General features: G+C 69.7%; 18 protein-coding genes. 6 read left to right on the forward strand and 12 right to left on the reverse strand.

The window, feature by feature from the left end:
- The first annotated feature begins 22 nt into the window (after positions 1–22).
- The 3 genes from H6927_01985 to H6927_01995 are packed head-to-tail and all read left to right on the forward strand — an operon-like array spanning position 23 to position 2,701.
- The gene (locus H6927_01985) at positions 23–997 is read left to right on the forward strand and encodes an ABC transporter substrate-binding protein (protein ID MCP5216866.1); all 975 of its coding nucleotides are present in this window, start codon (positions 23–25) and stop codon (positions 995–997) included.
- A complete protein-coding gene (locus H6927_01990; protein ID MCP5216867.1) occupies positions 994–1,791 on the forward strand; it encodes an ATP-binding cassette domain-containing protein in 798 nt (265 codons plus the stop codon). The genes H6927_01985 and H6927_01990 overlap by 4 nt, the downstream gene beginning before the upstream one ends.
- Before the next feature lie 7 nt (positions 1,792–1,798).
- Positions 1,799–2,701 (forward strand): ABC transporter permease, encoded by a 903-nt coding sequence (locus H6927_01995; protein MCP5216868.1) that lies wholly within the window; start codon positions 1,799–1,801, stop codon positions 2,699–2,701.
- Positions 2,702–2,747: 46 nt separating this feature from the next.
- Here the strand turns inward: H6927_01995 and H6927_02000 are convergent, their stop codons facing one another.
- Positions 2,748–3,491: a zf-TFIIB domain-containing protein gene (locus H6927_02000; GenBank protein MCP5216869.1), complete on the reverse strand. Its 744-nt coding sequence runs from the start codon at positions 3,489–3,491 to the stop codon at positions 2,748–2,750.
- An 82-nt stretch (positions 3,492–3,573) separates the two neighbouring features.
- On the opposite strand from H6927_02000, the gene H6927_02005 reads away from it, so the two are divergent.
- From H6927_02005 to H6927_02015, 3 genes are read left to right on the forward strand one after another with little or no spacing between them, the layout of a single operon-like run.
- Entirely contained in the window at positions 3,574–4,293 is a 720-nt protein-coding gene (locus H6927_02005) for a 16S rRNA (uracil(1498)-N(3))-methyltransferase (protein ID MCP5216870.1), read from the forward strand.
- A gap of 22 nt (positions 4,294–4,315) precedes the next feature.
- Positions 4,316–5,488 carry an MFS transporter gene (locus H6927_02010; GenBank protein ID MCP5216871.1) on the forward strand — a complete coding sequence of 391 codons (1,173 nt, stop codon included), beginning with the start codon at positions 4,316–4,318 and terminating at the stop codon, positions 5,486–5,488.
- A 7-nt stretch (positions 5,489–5,495) separates the two neighbouring features.
- Positions 5,496–5,966 (forward strand): isoprenylcysteine carboxylmethyltransferase family protein, encoded by a 471-nt coding sequence (locus H6927_02015; protein ID MCP5216872.1) that lies wholly within the window; start codon positions 5,496–5,498, stop codon positions 5,964–5,966.
- Between the two features lie 13 nt (positions 5,967–5,979).
- On the opposite strand, the gene H6927_02020 is transcribed toward H6927_02015, so the two are convergent.
- From H6927_02020 to H6927_02070, 11 genes are all read right to left on the reverse strand, one after another.
- Complete coding sequence (locus H6927_02020) at positions 5,980–6,852, reverse strand: lysophospholipase (protein ID MCP5216873.1); 873 nt, start codon at positions 6,850–6,852, stop codon at positions 5,980–5,982.
- The gene (locus H6927_02025) at positions 6,852–8,324 is read right to left on the reverse strand and encodes a M20/M25/M40 family metallo-hydrolase (GenBank protein MCP5216874.1); all 1,473 of its coding nucleotides are present in this window, start codon (positions 8,322–8,324) and stop codon (positions 6,852–6,854) included. The genes H6927_02020 and H6927_02025 overlap by 1 nt, the downstream gene beginning before the upstream one ends.
- A gap of 78 nt (positions 8,325–8,402) precedes the next feature.
- Positions 8,403–9,425, reverse strand: coding sequence for a porin (locus H6927_02030; GenBank protein MCP5216875.1), 1,023 nt, complete (start codon positions 9,423–9,425; stop codon positions 8,403–8,405).
- A gap of 68 nt (positions 9,426–9,493) precedes the next feature.
- Entirely contained in the window at positions 9,494–10,468 is a 975-nt protein-coding gene (locus H6927_02035) for an oxidoreductase (GenBank protein ID MCP5216876.1), read from the reverse strand.
- A gap of 22 nt (positions 10,469–10,490) precedes the next feature.
- Entirely contained in the window at positions 10,491–11,519 is a 1,029-nt protein-coding gene (locus H6927_02040; GenBank protein MCP5216877.1) for an aromatic ring-hydroxylating dioxygenase subunit alpha, read from the reverse strand.
- 27 nt (positions 11,520–11,546) lie between these two features.
- The gene (locus tag H6927_02045) at positions 11,547–11,807 is read right to left on the reverse strand and encodes a hypothetical protein (protein ID MCP5216878.1); all 261 of its coding nucleotides are present in this window, start codon (positions 11,805–11,807) and stop codon (positions 11,547–11,549) included.
- A 58-nt stretch (positions 11,808–11,865) separates the two neighbouring features.
- Positions 11,866–12,855 carry a tripartite tricarboxylate transporter substrate binding protein gene (locus H6927_02050; GenBank protein MCP5216879.1) on the reverse strand — a complete coding sequence of 330 codons (990 nt, stop codon included), beginning with the start codon at positions 12,853–12,855 and terminating at the stop codon, positions 11,866–11,868.
- Between the two features lie 24 nt (positions 12,856–12,879).
- Positions 12,880–14,013 (reverse strand): FAD-dependent monooxygenase, encoded by a 1,134-nt coding sequence (locus H6927_02055; GenBank protein ID MCP5216880.1) that lies wholly within the window; start codon positions 14,011–14,013, stop codon positions 12,880–12,882.
- 18 nt (positions 14,014–14,031) lie between these two features.
- On the reverse strand, positions 14,032–15,003 hold the full coding sequence (locus H6927_02060; protein MCP5216881.1) for a VOC family protein: 972 nt from the start codon (positions 15,001–15,003) through the stop codon (positions 14,032–14,034).
- Between the two features lie 17 nt (positions 15,004–15,020).
- A complete protein-coding gene (locus H6927_02065; GenBank protein MCP5216882.1) occupies positions 15,021–16,496 on the reverse strand; it encodes an aldehyde dehydrogenase in 1,476 nt (491 codons plus the stop codon).
- Positions 16,497–16,509: 13 nt separating this feature from the next.
- Complete coding sequence (locus tag H6927_02070; protein ID MCP5216883.1) at positions 16,510–17,307, reverse strand: aspartate dehydrogenase; 798 nt, start codon at positions 17,305–17,307, stop codon at positions 16,510–16,512.
- Positions 17,308–17,312 lie beyond the last annotated feature (5 nt).

The raw sequence follows: 17,312 nt of genomic DNA on the forward strand, positions 1-17,312 counted from the left end.
CACCCACAACTGGAGAGCCTTCATGAGAATCAAACACCTTCTGGGCGCTGCCGCATTCGCTCTGGCCAGTACTGTCTGGGCCCAAACACCGGCACCCAAACTCATCGCCATCGTCAGCTTCGGAGAACACCCGGCATTCACCCAGATCACCGACGGCTTCAAGGCACGCATGGATCAACTGGGCTACCACGATGGCCGCCAGGTGACTTACGACTTCATGCACGCCAACTTCGACCGCAGTCTGGTGCCCCAGATCCTGCAACGCGCCGAGGCCAAGAAGCCGGCACTGATCCTGGGCCTCACGACGCCGCTCAACCAGGCCGCGGTGCGCGGCATCAAGGACAAATCCATCCCGATCGTGTTTGCCTCCGTGGTCGACCCGGTGGCGGCAGGCCTGGTTCCCGACTGGCAGCACGGCTCCACCTGGAGCAGCGGCGCTTCGCTGTTGCAGAACTTTGAACCTTCGCTGGCCTTCGTCAAGCAGGTCGTCCCCAGTGTCAAGCGCATCGGCACGCTCTACAACCCGGGCGAAGACAACGACAAGACCAACATGGATCTCTACCAGAAGGCCGCCCGCAAGCTCGGCCTGGAAGTGGTCGCCGTGCCGGTGGACAACGCCAACGACATCCCGCAGCGCGCACAGAGTTTTGCGGGGAAGGTGGACGCGATCTATCAAATCCAGTCCAACATCGTCCAGACGTCGATTCCGGTTCTGGCCCAGGTCGCCCGACGCATCCGGGTACCCTTGTTCAATTCGGTTTACTCCGAAAAACTCAAGGATCAACTGGCGGGCTTTCACGCCGTTTCCTATCTGAAAAACGGCGAGCACGCCGCCGACATCGCGGATCGGATTCTGAAGGGCGAGAAGCCCGCCGACATTGCACCCTATGTGCCCAAGCCCGCCGACTTTGACTCCTACATCAGCCCGCAAGGCCTCCAGGCGGTTGGCCTGTCGGTGCCGCCGGAGCTGGCCAACAGCCCCTGGATCATCAAGTGAGCGCTGCCGATCCGACGCTCCTGTGCCGGGGCCTGAGCAAGACGTTCAACAAGGAGCTGCCCGAGTCCAGGCCCGCCCTTGACCGGATCGAACTTCGCGTCGAACCCGGCGATTTCGTGGTCCTGATCGGTGGCAACGGGGCCGGCAAATCGACCCTGCTCAACACCATCGCCGGCGCCGTGACGCCCGATCAAGGCAGCCTGGCCATCGCCGGACGCGACATCACCCGGCTGGCACCGCACAAGCGCGCGGGCCTGGTCACACGGGTTTTTCAAGACCCCATGATCGGCACGGCCGCGGCCATGACGATCGAGGAAAACCTCGCCATCGCCGAGCGGCGCGGCCGCGCGCACCGTGCGCGCCCGCTGCTGACCGACAAGCGCCGGGCGCAATACCGTGCCTGGCTGGAGGAGCTCGGACTGGGACTCGAGAGCCGCCTGGGCACCTCGGTGGCCCTGCTGTCGGGCGGACAGCGCCAAGCCTTGTCGCTGCTGATGGCCGTCATATCCCAACCCACGCTGCTGCTGCTTGACGAGCACACCGCCGCGCTCGATCCGCGAACGGCCGACCGGGTGATGCAAGCCACCTTGCGCGCGGTGACCGAACGCCAGTTGACCACCTTGATGGTGACGCACAACATGAGCCAGGCCATCGCCACGGGCAACCGCCTGATCATGATGGACGCGGGCCGCATCTGCTATGACGTGCGTGACGAGGAAAAGAGCGCCCTGACGCCGGAAGCGCTGGTCGAGCGCTTTCAGATCGACAACGACCGCATGCTTCTCAAGCACTGACTCCGTCATGGACATTCTTCTGGCCTTTTTCAATCTCGTGCCGGTCACGTTCGCGCAAAGCCTGGTCTACGCGCTGCTGGTGACGGGCATCATGGTGCCGTTCCGACTGGTCGGTTTTCCAGACCTCACCTGCGAAGGCTCCTTCCCGCTCGGGGGGTGCACCTGCGCCGCCCTGCTGCTGCTGGGTTGGCACCCTGTGGCCGCCACCCTGGCCGGTGTGGTCGCGGGCATGCTGGCGGGCACGGTCACTGCGCTGGTCAACCTGCGATTCGGGCTCAGTCCCCTGCTGGCCGGCATCGTCGTCTTCACGGGGCTGTACAGCATCAACCTGCGCATCCTGGGCCAATCCAACGTGGCGCTGTTCGACACCCAAAGCCTGTTTCAGCTGATCCACCCGGATTTGAGCCAGTCCGTGGGCATGCAGGTGGCGTTCTTTGCCCTGCTCGTCCTGATCCTCGGCGGCGCCTTGCGCTGGTACCTGGGCACCGAATCGGGCGCTGCGCTGCGCGTCATCGGGGTCAACACCGATCTGGCTCCCTCGCTGGGCATCAGCGTCTGGGCCTACACCATGGCCGGGCTTGCACTGGCCAATGGACTGACCGGCCTGGGCGGTGCCCTGATCGTGCAGTTGCAGGGCTATGCCGACGTGGGCATGGGCCTGGGCGTCTTGATCAATGGCCTGGCGTCTCTGGTCATCGGTGAAGCCATCATGGGGCGCAGCACGGTCACGCGGCAACTGATGGCGCCCGTGGTTGGAAGCATCATCTACTACCAACTGGTATCGCTCGGTCTCTCGATCGGGCTGAAGCCGGGGGACCTGAAGCTGGCCACGGCCGTATTCGTCCTTGTCACGCTGGGTCTCCCAGCCTTTCGTGCCCGTGGGGTCGCGCGAGAAAACCTACGGGTTTGATGACCACGGCGCGCCCGGATCGACGTCGCGTCACCCGGCGTACCGGTCAGCGCCGTTGCAGCCAATCCCAAACCCGCTCCACACCCAGCGCCCAGGTGTCGAACTCCTCGGCCACGGAGTGGCCACCCTGCCGCTCCTCACGCTTGGCACGTTCGCGGTCCTGCTCCAGCCGGATCAGCGCATCGGCCAGGTCGGGCGCGCGCGGGCCCTCGGTGGCGGCGCGCGCGCGGCGGTCGTAGTCGGCCAGGGCCTGCTGCACGGCCTGGGGGTCGAGCAGGGACAGCGCAGCATGGCAGTAGGGGCAGGCGTCGTGCTGGCGCAGGTCGATCGGCGCGCCGCAGCAGGCGCAGTGGATGACGCGCACGCGCGCGGCCAGGTCGGCGATCTCGGGCTGGGTGAGCTGGCGCACGAAGCCCTTTTCGATCATGAAGGAGGCAAAGGTGGCAAAGCGGCCGTGGCGGCTGGCGCAGCGCCAGGTGACGTAGCGGCCCGAGCGCACCACGTCCACCCCCTCGTCCAGCGTGCGCCGGCAGCGCGGGCAATCCAGCGGCCGCGCCAGCGGGGTCTGCGCATCGTCCTTGTGCATGTGCAGCTCGCGAAACAGCTCCACCACGCCCTGCGGCGCCAGGCGCAGGCTCTCGCCGTGGTCGAACCACAGGCCGCGGCAGGCGTGGCACACGTCCAGCGTGATCGTGAGGCCCAGATTCGACGCCACGGCGCGGCGGCTCATGGGCGCGCGGCACGAGGGGCAGGCCAGGGCCGGATCGAGCGGAGCGGGAGCATCGGTCATGGCGTGACAGCGTACCATCGCAGGCTCCCTGTCCAGGTGTGAACGCGGCGCGCGCAAGACCCGTGCGCCGCCCCGACCGACCATGCCCCGCTTCCACGTCCCGCTGCCACTCGCCGCCCACGCCCGGCTGGCCCTGCCCGCCGGCGCGGCGCGCCACGTGCAGGTGCTGCGCCTGCAGCCGGGCATGGCGGTGACCCTGTTCGACGGCCGCGGCGGCGAATGGGACGCCACCATCGCGCGCATGGGCCGCAGCGACGTGGAGGTGGAGGTGGGCGCGCACCACGCGGTGGAGCGCGAGGCGGCGCGCGCCGTGCACCTGGCCGTGGGCCTGATGGCCGCCGAGCGCATGGACTGGCTGGTGGAAAAGGCCACCGAGCTGGGCGCCGCCAGCCTGACGCCCGTGCTGACGTCGCGCAGCAGCCTGCGCCTGACCGGCGAGCGCGCCACCAAAAAATGCGCCCACTGGCAGGCCGTGGCCGTGGCCGCTTGCGAGCAAAGCGGCCGCAACCGCCTGCTGGATGTACGCCAGGCGCTCTCATTTCAAGAGTATCTGAGCGATGCGACCGAAGGCGCGCGCTGGCTGCTGTCGCTGGATGCCTCGGCGCCCGGCCTGCGCGCGCGTGCGGGCGACTTGGCCGCGACCGCGCCGATCACCCTGCTGTCCGGCCCCGAAGGCGGGCTGGCCCCCGACGAAGAAGCCGCCGCCCGCGCCGCCGGCTTTGCCCCTCACAGCCTGGGCCCGCGCGTGCTGCGCGCCGAAACCGCGCCGCTGGCGGCGCTGGCCCTGCTGACCGCGTCCTGAACACCCCCCACACCCCACTCCCATGAACCGCAAACTGCTGCTGCTGACCCTGGCCCAGGGCCTGTTTCTGATCAACAACGTCACCTTCATCGCCATCAACGGGCTGGTGGGTTTGCAACTGGCGCCGCACGCCTGGATGGCGACGCTGCCGGTGATGGGCTACGTGGTGGGCGGCGCGCTGGCCGCGCCGCTGGTGGCGCGCACGCAAACGCGCTTCGGGCGGCGCGGCTCGTTCCAGATCGGGCTCATCGTCGCGCTGGGCTCGGCGCTGCTGGCGGCCTACGCCGCGGCCGGCCGCCACTTCTGGCTGCTGATGGCGGCCACCGTGATTGCCGGCTACTACAACGCCAACGGCCAGCTGTACCGCTTTGCCGCGGCCGAGCTGGTGGCGCCCGGCTGGCGCGAGAAAGCCGTCTCGCTGGTGCTGGCCGGCGGCCTGCTGGGCGGCATCGTCGGCCCCAACCTGGCGGCGTGGACGCGCGCGCTGCTGCCCACGCCCTTCGTCGGCGCCTACCTGGCGCTGGCGGTGGTGGCGCTGCTGGCCATGGGGGTGATGGCGCTGATCGAGTTTCCGGCCGTGCAGGCCCCCGCCGCGCACGCGCCGCAGGGCCGGCCGCTGGGGCAGATCATGCGCCAGCCGGTGTTCGTGGTGGCCACGCTGGGCGCGGCCATGTCCTACGGCGTGATGAACCTGCTGATGGCCGCCACGCCGCTGGCCATGCAGGTGTGCGGCTTCGAGTTCGGCGCCACCGCCATGGTGCTGCAGTGGCACGTGATCGGCATGTACGCGCCGGGCTTCGTCACCGGCTCGCTGATCAAGCGTTTTGGCGTGCTGCCCGTGATGGGCGCGGGCGTGGTGCTGAACCTGGCGTGCGTGGGCATCGCGCTGTCGGGGGTGGAGCTGATGCACTTCGTCAGCGCGCTGCTGCTGCTGGGCGTGGGCTGGAATTTTCTGTTCACCGGCAGCACCACGCTGGCGCTGGCCGCGTACCGGCCGGAGGAAAAGGACCGCGCGCAGGCGGCCATCAACTTCTGCGTGTTCGCCACGATGTCGCTGACCTCGTTCGCCTCCGGCGCGCTGGTCACCACGCAAGGCTGGGCCTTGCTCAACGTCGGCTCGCTGGTGCCGCTGGCGGTGGTGGCGCTGGCGCTGGGCTGGCTGGGGCTGCGCCAGCGTGCCGCATTGGCCGCTTGAACCCGCCATGCCGCGCTGGCTGGAACACCGCATTCCCCCGCCCCTGATCGACGCGGTCTGCGCAGGGGTGATGTGGGCGCTGGCCCGTGCTTTTCCACAAGCGCAGTGGTCAAGTGGCAGCGTGTGGGTCACGGGCGCGGCGCTGGCCCTGGCCGCGCTGGGCGGCGGGGTGGCGCTGGCGGGGGTGCTGGCGTTTCGACGCGCGCACACCACCGTCAACCCGCTGGCGCCGCAGCGCGCCAGTGCCTTGGTGACGAGCGACATCTACCGCGTCACGCGCAACCCCATGTACCTGGGCATGTTGATCGTGCTGGCCGGCTGGGCCGTGTGGCTGGGCAACGCCGCCGCGTGGCTGGGCCTGCCGCTGTCGGTGGCGCTGCTGACGGTGCTGCAGATCAGGCCGGAGGAGCGCATCCTGGCCGAGCGCTTTGGCGAGGACTTCAAGCGCTACGCGGCGCGCGTGCGGCGCTGGATTTGAACCCGGATACTATTTATTTGATAGCTGATTGCGCTTGATCGACGCCGGCAAAGCGCGCAATGAGCCAGTCATGCAGGGCGCTGAACACGGGGGCCCGGTCCTGCTCGTTGAAGATCTCGTGGAAGTGCGCGGGAAACGCCTGCGCCGTCACCTGCGCAGGCGGCGCGGCGCGGGCAAAGGCCGCGCTGCCGGCGGGGCGCACGGCGGCGTCCTGGCCGGCGTACAGCAGCAAGGTGGGCACCGGCCAGCGCGGCGCGCAGGCGATGACGGCCGGTCCGGCGCCGAACATGAAATGCGCCAGCCGCACGCTGATGCGGTCGTGCACCAGCGGGTCGGCCTGATAGGCCTGCACCACCGCCGCGTCGTGCGAGAGCCGGCGCGCATCGATGCCGTTGCCCAGCCGTAAGCCGGGCGCCACGCGGGCCAGCACCCGCACCAGGGCCCGCAGCGGCGCCCCCTTGCCCACGTCGAGCGCGGGCGAGGACAGCACCAGCGCGTCCACGCGGCGCAGCGCCAGCGACACCCCGCGCGCCGCCACCAGGCCGCCCATCGAATGGCCCAGCACGATCAGCGGCAGCCGCCCGTCCATGCGCCGGTGCGTGTCGTCGATGACGGCCGCCAGGTCGGTCAGCAGGCGGTCGTCCTCGGGCAGCGCGCCGCGCGCGCCGGCCGAGTGGCCGTGCCCGTGCTGGTCGTAGCCGCGCACGGCAAAACCCCATGCGTTCAGCTGGTCGGCCAGCTCCTGGTAGCGGCCGATGTGCTCGCCCAACCCGTGCACCAGCAGCACCACGCCGCGCACCGGCTGGCCGGCGGGCAGGGGCCAGTCGCGCAGCGCCAGCGCGTCGCCGTGCGGCGGCCGCAGTTGGCTGGAGATGCCCGCCACCATCAGGGCATGCGGGCGATGACTTCGGCCACGGCAGCGGTCAGGCGCTTGGCGTAGGCCAGGTGCAGGAACTCGTTGGGTCCGTGGGCGTTGCTCTTGGGGCCCAGCACGCCGCAGACCATCATCTGCGAGGTGGGAAAGCCTTCGCTCAACTGGCTCATCAGCGGAATGGTGCCGCCCTGGCCGATGTAGCCGCAGGGCGCGCCGAAGTGGGCGAGGGACGCGGCATCCAGCGCCTGCGCGAACCAGGGCGCCGAGGCGGGGGCGTTCCAGCCGGTGGCGGCGCCGCCCGCGCTGTCGAACGTGACCTTGGCCTGATACGGCGCGTTGTCTTCCAGCAGGCGCTTCATCTGCTGCACCGCCTGCGCGGCGTCCACCAGCGGCGGCAGGCGCAGGCTGAGCTTAAAGGCGGTGTAGGGGCGCAGCACGTTGCCGGCGTCCTGCAGCGCGGGCAGGCCCTCGGCGCCGGTCACGCTGAGCGTGGGCCGCCAGGTGCGCGCCAGCAGGGCCTCGACCGGGTCGCCCGACATGGGCAGCACGGATTGATCCTTGCCGCCGCAGTCGTAATGCACCCAGGGGTAGCGCTTGAACAGGTCGTCGCCCAGGATGCGCGCCGTGGCCTGGGCCTGCTCGATGCGCTCGGCCGGGATGTCGCAGTGAAAGCTGGCGGGCAGCAGGCGACCGGTGGCCGAGTCTTCCAGCCGGTCGAGCACCTGGCGCAGGATGCGGAAGCTGCTGGGCACCAGGCCCGAGGCATCGCCCGAGTGCACGCCTTCGGTCAGCACCTCGACCTTGAGCGTGCCCGCCGCCATGCCGCGCAGGCTGGTGGTCAGCCACAGCTGGTCGTAGTTGCCGGCGCCCGAGTCCAGGCACACCACCAGGCCCACGTCGCCCAGGCGCGGGCGCAGGGCGTCGATGTAGGGCAGCAGGTCGGGCGAGCCGCTTTCCTCGCTGGTCTCGATCAGGCCGACGATGCGCGGGTGCGGCAGCTTTTGCGCCTTCAGGGCCTGCACGGCGGCGATGGCTGCGTACACCGCATAGCCGTCGTCGGCGCCGCCGCGGCCGTAGAGCTTGCCGTCTTCCAGCCGGGGCGTCCACGGCCCCAGGTCGGCGCGCCAGCCGCTGAACTCGGGCTGCTTGTCCAGGTGGCCATACATGAGCGCCGTTTGGGTGGCCCCAGCCTTGGTGCCCTCGATCTCGAAAAAGATCACCGGCGTGCGCCCGTCGATGCGCACCACCTCCAGCTTGAGGCCGGGCACCTTCTGCGCCTCGACCCACTGTGCGGCGTTGCGCACCACGGTGTCGATGAAGCCGTGCTGGGCCCAGGACGGATCGAAGGCCAGCGACTTGGCCGGGATGGCGATGTAGTCGGTGAGCTGGCGCACGATGTCGCCGTCCCACTGCGCATCGATCTGGCGCCGCGCGGCGGCGGCATCCATGACGGCGGCGAGTTCGGGTGCGTGGGGGGCGTTCATGGTGGGGATCTCCGACAGGACGACGATCCCCTCACTCTACGTCAAGACGCGGCGCCTCGCCCACCACACCGCGCCCGTTCAGAAAAAGTGCCGCACGCCGATTTCGTAGCCGGAGGCGGAGTGGCCCAGGGTGTTGACCGGAACCGCCATGCCCTGCGCCGACACGGCGCGGTTGGCGCCGTCGCTGTTGCTGACGAAGCCGGCGCTGACGTACAGCATGGTGCGCCTGGAGAAGTTGTAGGCATAGCCCAGCCCCAGCTTGCGCCAGTTGGCGTCGGCCGCGCCGCCGCTGGTGCGGTAGTCGCCGATGCTGGCGCGCACCTGGTGGACGCCGAATTGGGCCGTGGCGCCGATCTGGATGGCGCGCACCGAGGAGCCGCCGTCGCGCCGCTCCTGCGTCCAGATCAGGGCCGGCTTGATGGTGCCGAAGTCGTAGCTGGCGCCCACGTTGGCGATCTTGAGCTTGCCGGCGCCGCTGAAGTCCAGTTGCGCCGCCGCCAGCGAGAGGTTCAGCGGGCCGTTGGCATAGCCCCCGCGAAAACCGCGGTAGGTCTTGCTGGTGGGTATCGAGGCCGGCCCCCAGGCGTACTGCAGCTGGCCATAGAAGCCGCCCAGGTTCTTGGGCAGGAAGTAGCTGACCGCGTTGCTGATCTGGATCGGCGCGCCGTTCATGACGAAGCTCTGGGTGCCCGCCACGCCGTTGGTCAGGAAGGGGTCGAAGATCAGCGTGTTCAGGAAGGTGGCCGAGTCGTCACGGCCCAGGCGCAGTTCGCCAAACGGGCCCGTCAGGCTGACGGTGGCGCGCCGGTTCCAGAAGTTGCCCGCGGGGCCGCCGGCGCTGCCGTCCTTGGCGTTCAGGCCCGACTCGAACCAGAAGCCCGCGCCGTAGCCGCTGCCCAGGTCTTCCGTGCCGCGCAGGCCGATGCGCGAGATGTTGCCGCCGCTGTGCGACATGCCGGTGGTGCTGCCGCCACCGTTGCTCAGGTGCGTGGCCGCCAGGTCCACCGTGCCGAAGATCGTCGCCTGGCTGGCTTGCGCCCAGGCCGGCGTCGCGCCGACGGTGCCCAGAACCAGGGCCGCGGCAAGTGCGTGGGTTTTCATGAATCGCTCCTCTTTCTCGTGTATCGGGCCGCTGGGTTCGGCCCTGGTCTAAAAAAATCGTTCCGGCTTCAGATGTCCAGCACCAGGCGCTGGCCCTTGCAGCGCGACACGCAGATCATCATGGTCTTGCCGGCCTGCTTCTCGCTCTTGGTCAACACGCTGTCGTGGTGCTCCAGCTCGCCATCGCATTCGATGACGGCCGTCTCGCAGGTGCCGCACACGCCCTCCATGCAGCTGCAGTCGGGGCTCAGGCCGGCGTCGGTCAGCGCGTCCAGAATCGACTTGCCGGCCGGCACCGGCACCGTCTTGCCGCTCTTGGCGCACACCACGTCGAAGCCGCTGCCGGGCGCCGCGGCGGGTGCCGGCGCGGCCGTGAAGCGCTCGATGTGGGTGTTGGCCCAGCCCAGCTGCGCGCAGGCCTCCTCGAAGGCGTTGAGCATAGGCGTGGGGCCGCAGCAGTAGTAGTGGCTGTCGGCACCCTTGCCGGCCAGCAGCTCGTGCAGGTAGGGCGGTCCGCTCTGCTCGTCGTCGAAGTGCAGGGTCAGCGGCACGGCGTGCGCGCGCGCCAGCGCCTCGATGGCGTCGACGAAGGCGGCGTCCTTGCGGCTGCGCGCGCAGTAGATGAACTCCACCGGCCGGCCCTGCGCCACCAGGTGCTGCAGCATGCCGAACATGGGCGTGACGCCGATGCCGCCGGCCACCAGGATGCTGCGCGGGGCCGCGTCGTCCAGCTTGAAGTTGTTGCGCGGCGGATCGATCGGCACCGTGCTGCCCACGCGCAACTGCTGGTGCACGTACAGCGAGCCGCCGCGGCTGTTGCGGTCGCGCGCCACGCCGACGACGTAGCGCCCGCGCTCGGCGTCGGAGTTGCACAGCGAGTAGCTGCGCGACAGGCCGTTGGGCAGGTGCAGGTTGATGTGCGAGCCGGCCTCGAAGGGCGGGAACTCGACCTCGCCGGTGGCCGGGCGCAGCTCCACGCTGACGACCTCGCTGGCTTCCCAACGAATCGCGTAAACCAGGGCCGAAAGCGTGGGGCTGGACATGGGTGGCGGCTCCTGCAGCGCGTCAGGCGCGGGCCTTTTCGGCCTCGATCTGCTCCTGCGCCGCGCTGCGCATGACGCGGCGCAGCCGCACCACGCCCATGTCGTGGTCGTACAGGTGCTCGTGCTCGTTGGCGTTGGGCGCCAGGTCTTCCAGCAGCACGCGGTCCTGCTCCAGCACGTGCCAGTGGCGCGCCTCGAGCCGGTCGCGGTACAGGAAGCGCCAGGTGTCGCGCGCCCAGCCCGGCGCCACCTTGCGCACGCGCCAGAAATACACGCCGCACAGGTTGGGCGCAATCGGCGTGACCATGCCGATGATGATGAAGCCGCCGCCGGGGCCGCCGGTCTTGGGGTAGGGGATCTCCAGCTTCACCGTCTGGATGCCGGTGTCGGCAAACTCGGACCAGTCGAAGTTGACGTCACGCTGGCCCTCCTTGGCAAACAGGAAGCCGGTTTCGGTCGCCTCGATGCCGAACTTCATCTGCGTGGCGCCCTGCGACATGGCGTGCGACTGCTTGTGCAGGAAGGTGCCGTGCATCGGGTCGAGCACGTTGTCCAGCACGTAGCGGTAGTCGCACTTCCACTCCACGTAGCACAGGAAGCGCGAGAACTGCGCGTCGTCGGCCAGCTCGGGCGGCAGCACCAGCGGCGGCGGCGTGTCCACCGGCTTGCTCGCGTTGTAGACGAACAGCGTGTCGGCCACCTCGGCCACGTGGTAGTTGAAGGTGGCGCGCGCGCCCTCCAGCTTGCAGCCGGGGCTGGCGGGCACCGAGGTGGCCACGCCGTCGCAGCGCACTTCCACGCCGTGGTAGGGGCACTTGAGGGTGTCGTTCAGGATGGCGCCCTGCGACAGCTTGGCGCCGCGGTGCGGACAGCGGTCTTCCAGTGCGTGCGCCTTGCCGTCGGTGCCGCGCCACACCGCCAGCGTGGTGCCCAGGCGCTGCAGCGACACGGGTTTTTCCTTGATGAAGGATGCCGGGCACAGCGCGTACCAGCGGTCCTTCAGGCCTTCTTCCAGCCGCTTGGCGACGGCGTCCTGTTGCGTTGGGCTCATGGTGGATCTCCTGTCTTGATGCGGTTTTCAGTACCCCAGCGTCTTCATGACGGCGGCGTAGTTGGCCTCGGTCCAGGGCTGGTTGTCGGGCGTGGTCGAGTTCTGGCTGTTGAGGTGGGCCACCAGGCCCGGCAGGTCGTAGACACCGGCGCCGAAGGCGCGCTCGATGGCGTCGCCCAGCAGGCTTTCGTAGCTGGTGGGCGGGCGCTTCTGCGCCTGGCGCGGCTGCAGGTAGCGGTCGTGCGCCTCGCTGGCCGCCGGTTGCGTGTTGTCGATGATCTTGATCATCTGGATGGTGCCTTCGGACATCGCGGTCTCCTGGGGTGCTGAATGAAAGGAATGGGGGTCATTGCGCCTGGATGTGGCGGCTCTTGAGCACGCCGGCCCAGACGGCGGTTTCGTCCCGGATGGCCTGGTCGAAGGCCGCCGGGCTCATGGTGGCCTGGCTCATGCCCTGGGCCGTCAGGCGCTGCTTGACCTCGGGCTCGGCCAGGATCGCGGCGGCGTCCCTGGCGAGTTGCCCGGCCACCTCGGCCGGCGTGCCGGCCGGCGCCAGCAAGCCGTACCACGAGGTCACGTCCACGCCCTTGACGCCTTGCTCGGCCAGCGTGGGAATCTCGGGCGCGGCCGGGATGCGTTTGGCCTGGGTGGTGGCCAGGGCCAGCAGCTTGCCGTCCTGGATGAAGGGCAGTGCCGCCGGCAGGTTGGTGAACATGAGCGGCACCACGCCGCCCATCACGTCGTTGAGCGCCGGCGGCGTGCCCTTGTAGGCCACGTGCAGCATGTCGATGCCGGTGCGCTCCTTGAACAGCTCGCCGGCCAGGTGCAGGCCGCTGCCCACGCCGGGCGAGGCATACGACAGCGTGCCGGGCTTGGCCTTGGCGCGCGCGATCAGATCGGCAATCGACCGGATGCCGCTGGCCTTGCCCGTCACGATGACGTTGGGCGCGGCGGCCAGCATGGTGACGGGCACGAAGTCCTTGCGGATGTCGAAGGGAAAGTTCGGCATCAGCGTCGGGTTGATGGTGAGGTTGCCCGCTGGAATGACGAGCAGCGTGTGGCCGTCGCCCTTGGCGCGCTTGACCTTCTCCATGCCGATGTTGCCGGCCGCGCCGGTGGCGTTCTCGACCACGGCGGGGGTCTTGTAGCGCGCGCTCAGGCCCTCGGCCAGCACGCGCGCCAGCGTGTCGGTGGGGCCGCCGGGCGGAAAGGGCGACACCAGGGTGAAGCGCTCGGACGACAGGGCCTTGCCGACGTCGGCCGCACCCTGCGCCGCGGCGGGCAATGCCGTGGCCAGGGCGGCCATCGCCATGCCGATCCAGCAGATTCGTTTCATCGGGTTCATTCCTTCACACCGTCTTCAATCGGCCAATGCCACCTGCCAGGCGTCGTAACCGTAGACCCAGTCGGCGTTGCCGCCCTGCTTGAGCCATTCGTTGCCGCGCGAGCCGCGCTGCACCCTGGCGGTGCGCTCCTTGCGGGTGTTTTCATAACGGGCCAGCGCCGCCGCCACGCCCGGCTGGTCCACGCCCTGCAGGGCACGCGCCAGCACCACCGCGTCCTCCAGCGCCATGCAGGCGCCCTGGGCCATGAAGGGCACCATCGGGTGGCAGGCATCGCCCAGCAGCGTGACCGCGCCCTGGGACCATTGCGGCATGGGCTCGCGCACGTACAGCGCGGACTTGGTCACCTCGGTGCAGGCGTCGAGCAGCGCGCGTGCCTCGGGATGGAAGTCCTGGTAGATGCGGCGCAGCTCGTGCACGTCGCCCGGCAGCGTCCACGACTCGTCGCGCCAGCCGTCCTGCGCCGTGGTGGCGAAGATGAACTGCTCGCGCCCACGGTTGAGCGGGAAGGTGACGATCTGGATCGAGGGCTGCGGCCCCCACCACTTGGTGAAGGCGTCGATGTTGGGCAGCTGCGCCACCTTCTCGCGCGCGATGGTGGCGCGAAACGAGACCAGGCCGGTGAATTCCGGGTGGTCCTGCCCGAACAGGGCCGCGCGCACCACCGAATGGATGCCATCGGCGCCGATGACTAGGTCGAACGCCTGCTGCGTGCCGTCGGCGAACCGGACGCAGGCGCCCTGCGCTTGCCGCTCCACCGTGGCGACGCGCTTTTCCAGCGTCAGCACGCCTGCGGGCAAGCGGCTGGTGAGAGCCTCCAGCAAGTCGGCGCGATGGATGGTGATCTGCGGCGCGTTGTAGTTGCGCACCGCCGCCTCGGCCATCTCCAGGCGCGAGGTTTCCTCGCCGGTGTCCCAGGTGCGGCTGATGCGGTGGGTGGGCTGCGCGCCGTGCTCGCGCAGCGCCTGGCCGATGCCCAGGCCGTCGCACACCTTGACGGCGTTGGGCGTGAGGTTGATGTCGGCGCCCACGCGGCCGTAGCGCGAGGCCTGCTCGAAAACGGTGACCCGATGGCCCGCCTTGTGCAGGGCAATGGCGGCGGCCAGGCCGCCCACGCCACCGCCCACGATGCCGATGTTCAATGCTGTCATGTATGGTCTCCTGCTGGTTCAGCCGTTGCGTTCGGTCAGGAATTTGCCGCCCGCTTCCATGCCCTTTTGCCGGCGCGTGTGGCCGTCCAGGCCGCCGGTGACGGCCCATTCGGCGAACACCGTCGGGCCAGGCTCGAACTCGCGCGCCTGCCAGTCCGCCGTCAGGTGGTCCTCGTCGGCGTAGTACTCGACCAGGCCGCCGGCCGGGTTCTCGAAGTACCAGAAATAGGCCGAGGAGACGGGGTGCCGGCCCGGGCCGAGCTGGGTCTTCCAGCCGCAGCGCGAGAAGTGCAGGCCGCCGCCGAACACCTCGTGGATGTCGCGCACCGTGAAGGCCACGTGGTTGATGCCGCGCTTGCCCGAGGGCAGCTGCAGCAGGAACAGGTCATGATGGCCGCCCTCGGGCGCGCAGCGCATGAAGGCGCCGCGATCGGGGTAGCGGTCGGACGCGACGAAGCCGAAGCGGCTGGCGTAGAACGCCTCGCAGTCCTTCACGTCGGCCACGAAGAACACCACGTGGCCGACCTCGATCGGCGTGGCGCGCTCGTAGATCGGCGCGCGCTGGTTGACGCGCGGCTGCTCGCACCAGGTGTTCATGGCGGCGCAATCGACACTGACCGCGTGCTTGCGGCTCACCTGCAAGCGCACCGCCAGGCCGTTGGGGTCGGTGCAGCCGATGCGGCGCGCGCCATCGACCACGGCATCGACAAAGCCAGCGTCGCCGCAGATGGCGTCGGCGCAGCGTGCCAGGTCGGCCTCGCTTTCCACGCCCCACACCACCTCGCGCAGCGTGGGGCCGTCCTCGATGGCGGGCGGCAGGCCCGCCTTGTCCATGGCGGCCACCACCACGCGGCAGCCGTTCAGGCATTCGAAGATCAGTTCGTCGGCGCTCTCCTGCTTCAGGGCCAGGCCCCAGTCCTGGAAGAAGCGGCGCGCGAGCGCCAGGTCTTCGCTGCAATAGGTGATCTGGTCGATGCCCAGCACGCTCATGATGTTCACTCCGGTGGTCAATCGGCCCAGCCGATGGGCTGCTCGCTGGTGCCCCAGTACATGCTCTTTTGCTCCATGTACTGGAAGATGCCCTCGCGTCCCTTCTCGCGGCCCAGGCCCGAGTCGCGCCAGCCGCCAAAGGGCGTGGAGACGGAAAACTGCTTGTAGGTGTTGACCCACACGGTGCCCGCCTGCACCGCGCGGCCCACGCGCCAGGCGCGCTTGAAGTCGCGGCTCCACACGCCGGCCGCCAGCGCGTAGAGGCTGTCGTTGGCCTGCGCGATCAGCTCGTCCTCGGTGTCGAAGGGCATGGCCACCAGCACCGGGCCGAAGATTTCCTCCTGCGCGATGCGCGCCTGGTTGTTCAGGCCTTCGAGGATGGTGGGCGTGTAGAAGTAGCCCTGGTCGAAGTCGGCGCCCTGCGGGCGCACGCCGCCGGTGCGGATGCTGCCGCCCTCGCTCACGCCCAGCGCCACGTAGCGCTCGATGCTTTCGCGGTGCTTGGCGGTGATCAGCGGACCCATCTGCGTGCGCTCGCTGGCCGGGTTGCCCACGCGCAGGTTCTTGGCCGCGTCCGCCAGGCGCGCCACGAACTCGTCGTAGATGCCGCGCGCGACGAACAGGCGCGAGCCGGCGATGCACGATTCGCCCGAGCTGCTGAAGATGCCGTAGAGCACGCCCTTGACGGCGTGGTCGAGGTCGGCGTCCTCCAGCACCATGGTGGCCGACTTGCCGCCCAGCTCCAGCGACACCGGCATCATCTTGTCGGCCGCGATGTGGGCGATGTGCTTGCCGGTGGCGGTGCCGCCGGTGAAGGACACGCGCTTGACCAGCGGGTGCTTGGTGATCGCGTCGCCAATGACCGAGCCCTTGCCCGGCAGCACACTGATCATGCCCTTGGGCACCCCGGCCTCTTCGCAGATCCTGGCCAGCTCCAGCGCCATCAGCGGCGTCACCTCGGCCGGCTTGACGACCACGGCGTTGCCCGCCGCCAGCGCCGGCGCCATCTTCTGCGCCTCGCTGGCAATGGGCGAGTTCCAGGGCGTGATGGCCGCCACCACACCCATGGGCTCGTGCACGCTCATGGTCACGTAGGCGCCGCGCGAGGGGGTGATGGTGTCTTCCAGCGTCTCCAGCGCGGCGGCGAAGAACTGGAAGGTGCCCGCGGCGCTGGCCACGAGGGCGCGCGTTTCGCTGATGGGCTTGCCGTTGTCCAGGCGCTGCTTTTGCGCCAGGTCTTCGGCGCGCTCGCGGATCAGGCCCGCCACGCGGTGCAGCACCGCCGCGCGCACATGCGGCAGCATCTGCGCCCAGCCGCTGGTGCGAAAGGCATGGTCGGCGCCGGCAATGGCTTCATTGACGTCCTGCAGACCGGCGGCGTTCAGGCGCGCGATCGGCTCGCCGGTGGCGGGGTACAGGCTTTCATACACCTCGCCGCTGCCAGGCAGCCACTGGCCGGCGACGTTGATGGGAAGCAGGGGAAGCTTGGACATGGCAGCCTTCATTTCAGATCACCAGCGGCGCGACACGGCCGCGCAGCGCGCGCACCGCGCTGTAGACGGTGAGCGCCGAGGTCTTGGGGTTGGCGGCGAGCGGCTGGTTGCGCAGGGTCAGCTCGAAGCGGCCGAAGGCGCCTTCGGCCTCGACGTGGTGCACGTTCTCGACGACCGCCGGATCGGCGATGAGGCGCACGGCGGTCCGGTCCAGCCCCAGGCCGGCCAGCGACACGGTGGCCGCCACGTTGGCGTTCTTGGGGTACTGGCGGGCCGCCTCGCGCGCCGAGCCTTCGAAGATCACGGTCTCGTGCTTCAGCGCCGCCAGGTCGTGCGCGGCGTCGGCGGGGGTGCCGGTCCAGGCCCGCGGCGGCTTGCGTCCGGTGTAGCGCACGGCGTCCAGCCCGCCGATGCGCGCCGCCGCCAGCGCGTCGATGCCGCCGATGGCACCCGCGATCAGCTGCGCCTGCGTGCGGCCTGCGCGCGCGGCGGCTTCCAGCTGCTCGGGCAGGCCTTCGGCCGACAGCGCGCCGACCGAGGCCACGATGGCGGGCACGCCGCGCCGCAGCGCCGGCAGCACGTGCTGCTCGATGGCGGCGTGGCCCGCGCATTCGACGACCAGGTCGATGCCCTGCCCGGGAACGGCCGGCACCACGAGGGCGGCAGGAGCCAGGCGCCGGGCCACCTCGCTGGCCGCGTCGCCGAAGTCGGCCGGGACGACGATGGCCGCGATGTCCAGGCCCGCATCGTCCTTCACCAGCTCCAGCAAGGCGGTGCCGATGGCGCCGCAACCGATCAGGGCAACTCGCATGGCCA

The organism is Burkholderiaceae bacterium (genome assembly GCA_024235995.1).
Taxonomy (GTDB): domain Bacteria; phylum Pseudomonadota; class Gammaproteobacteria; order Burkholderiales; family Burkholderiaceae_C; genus Ottowia.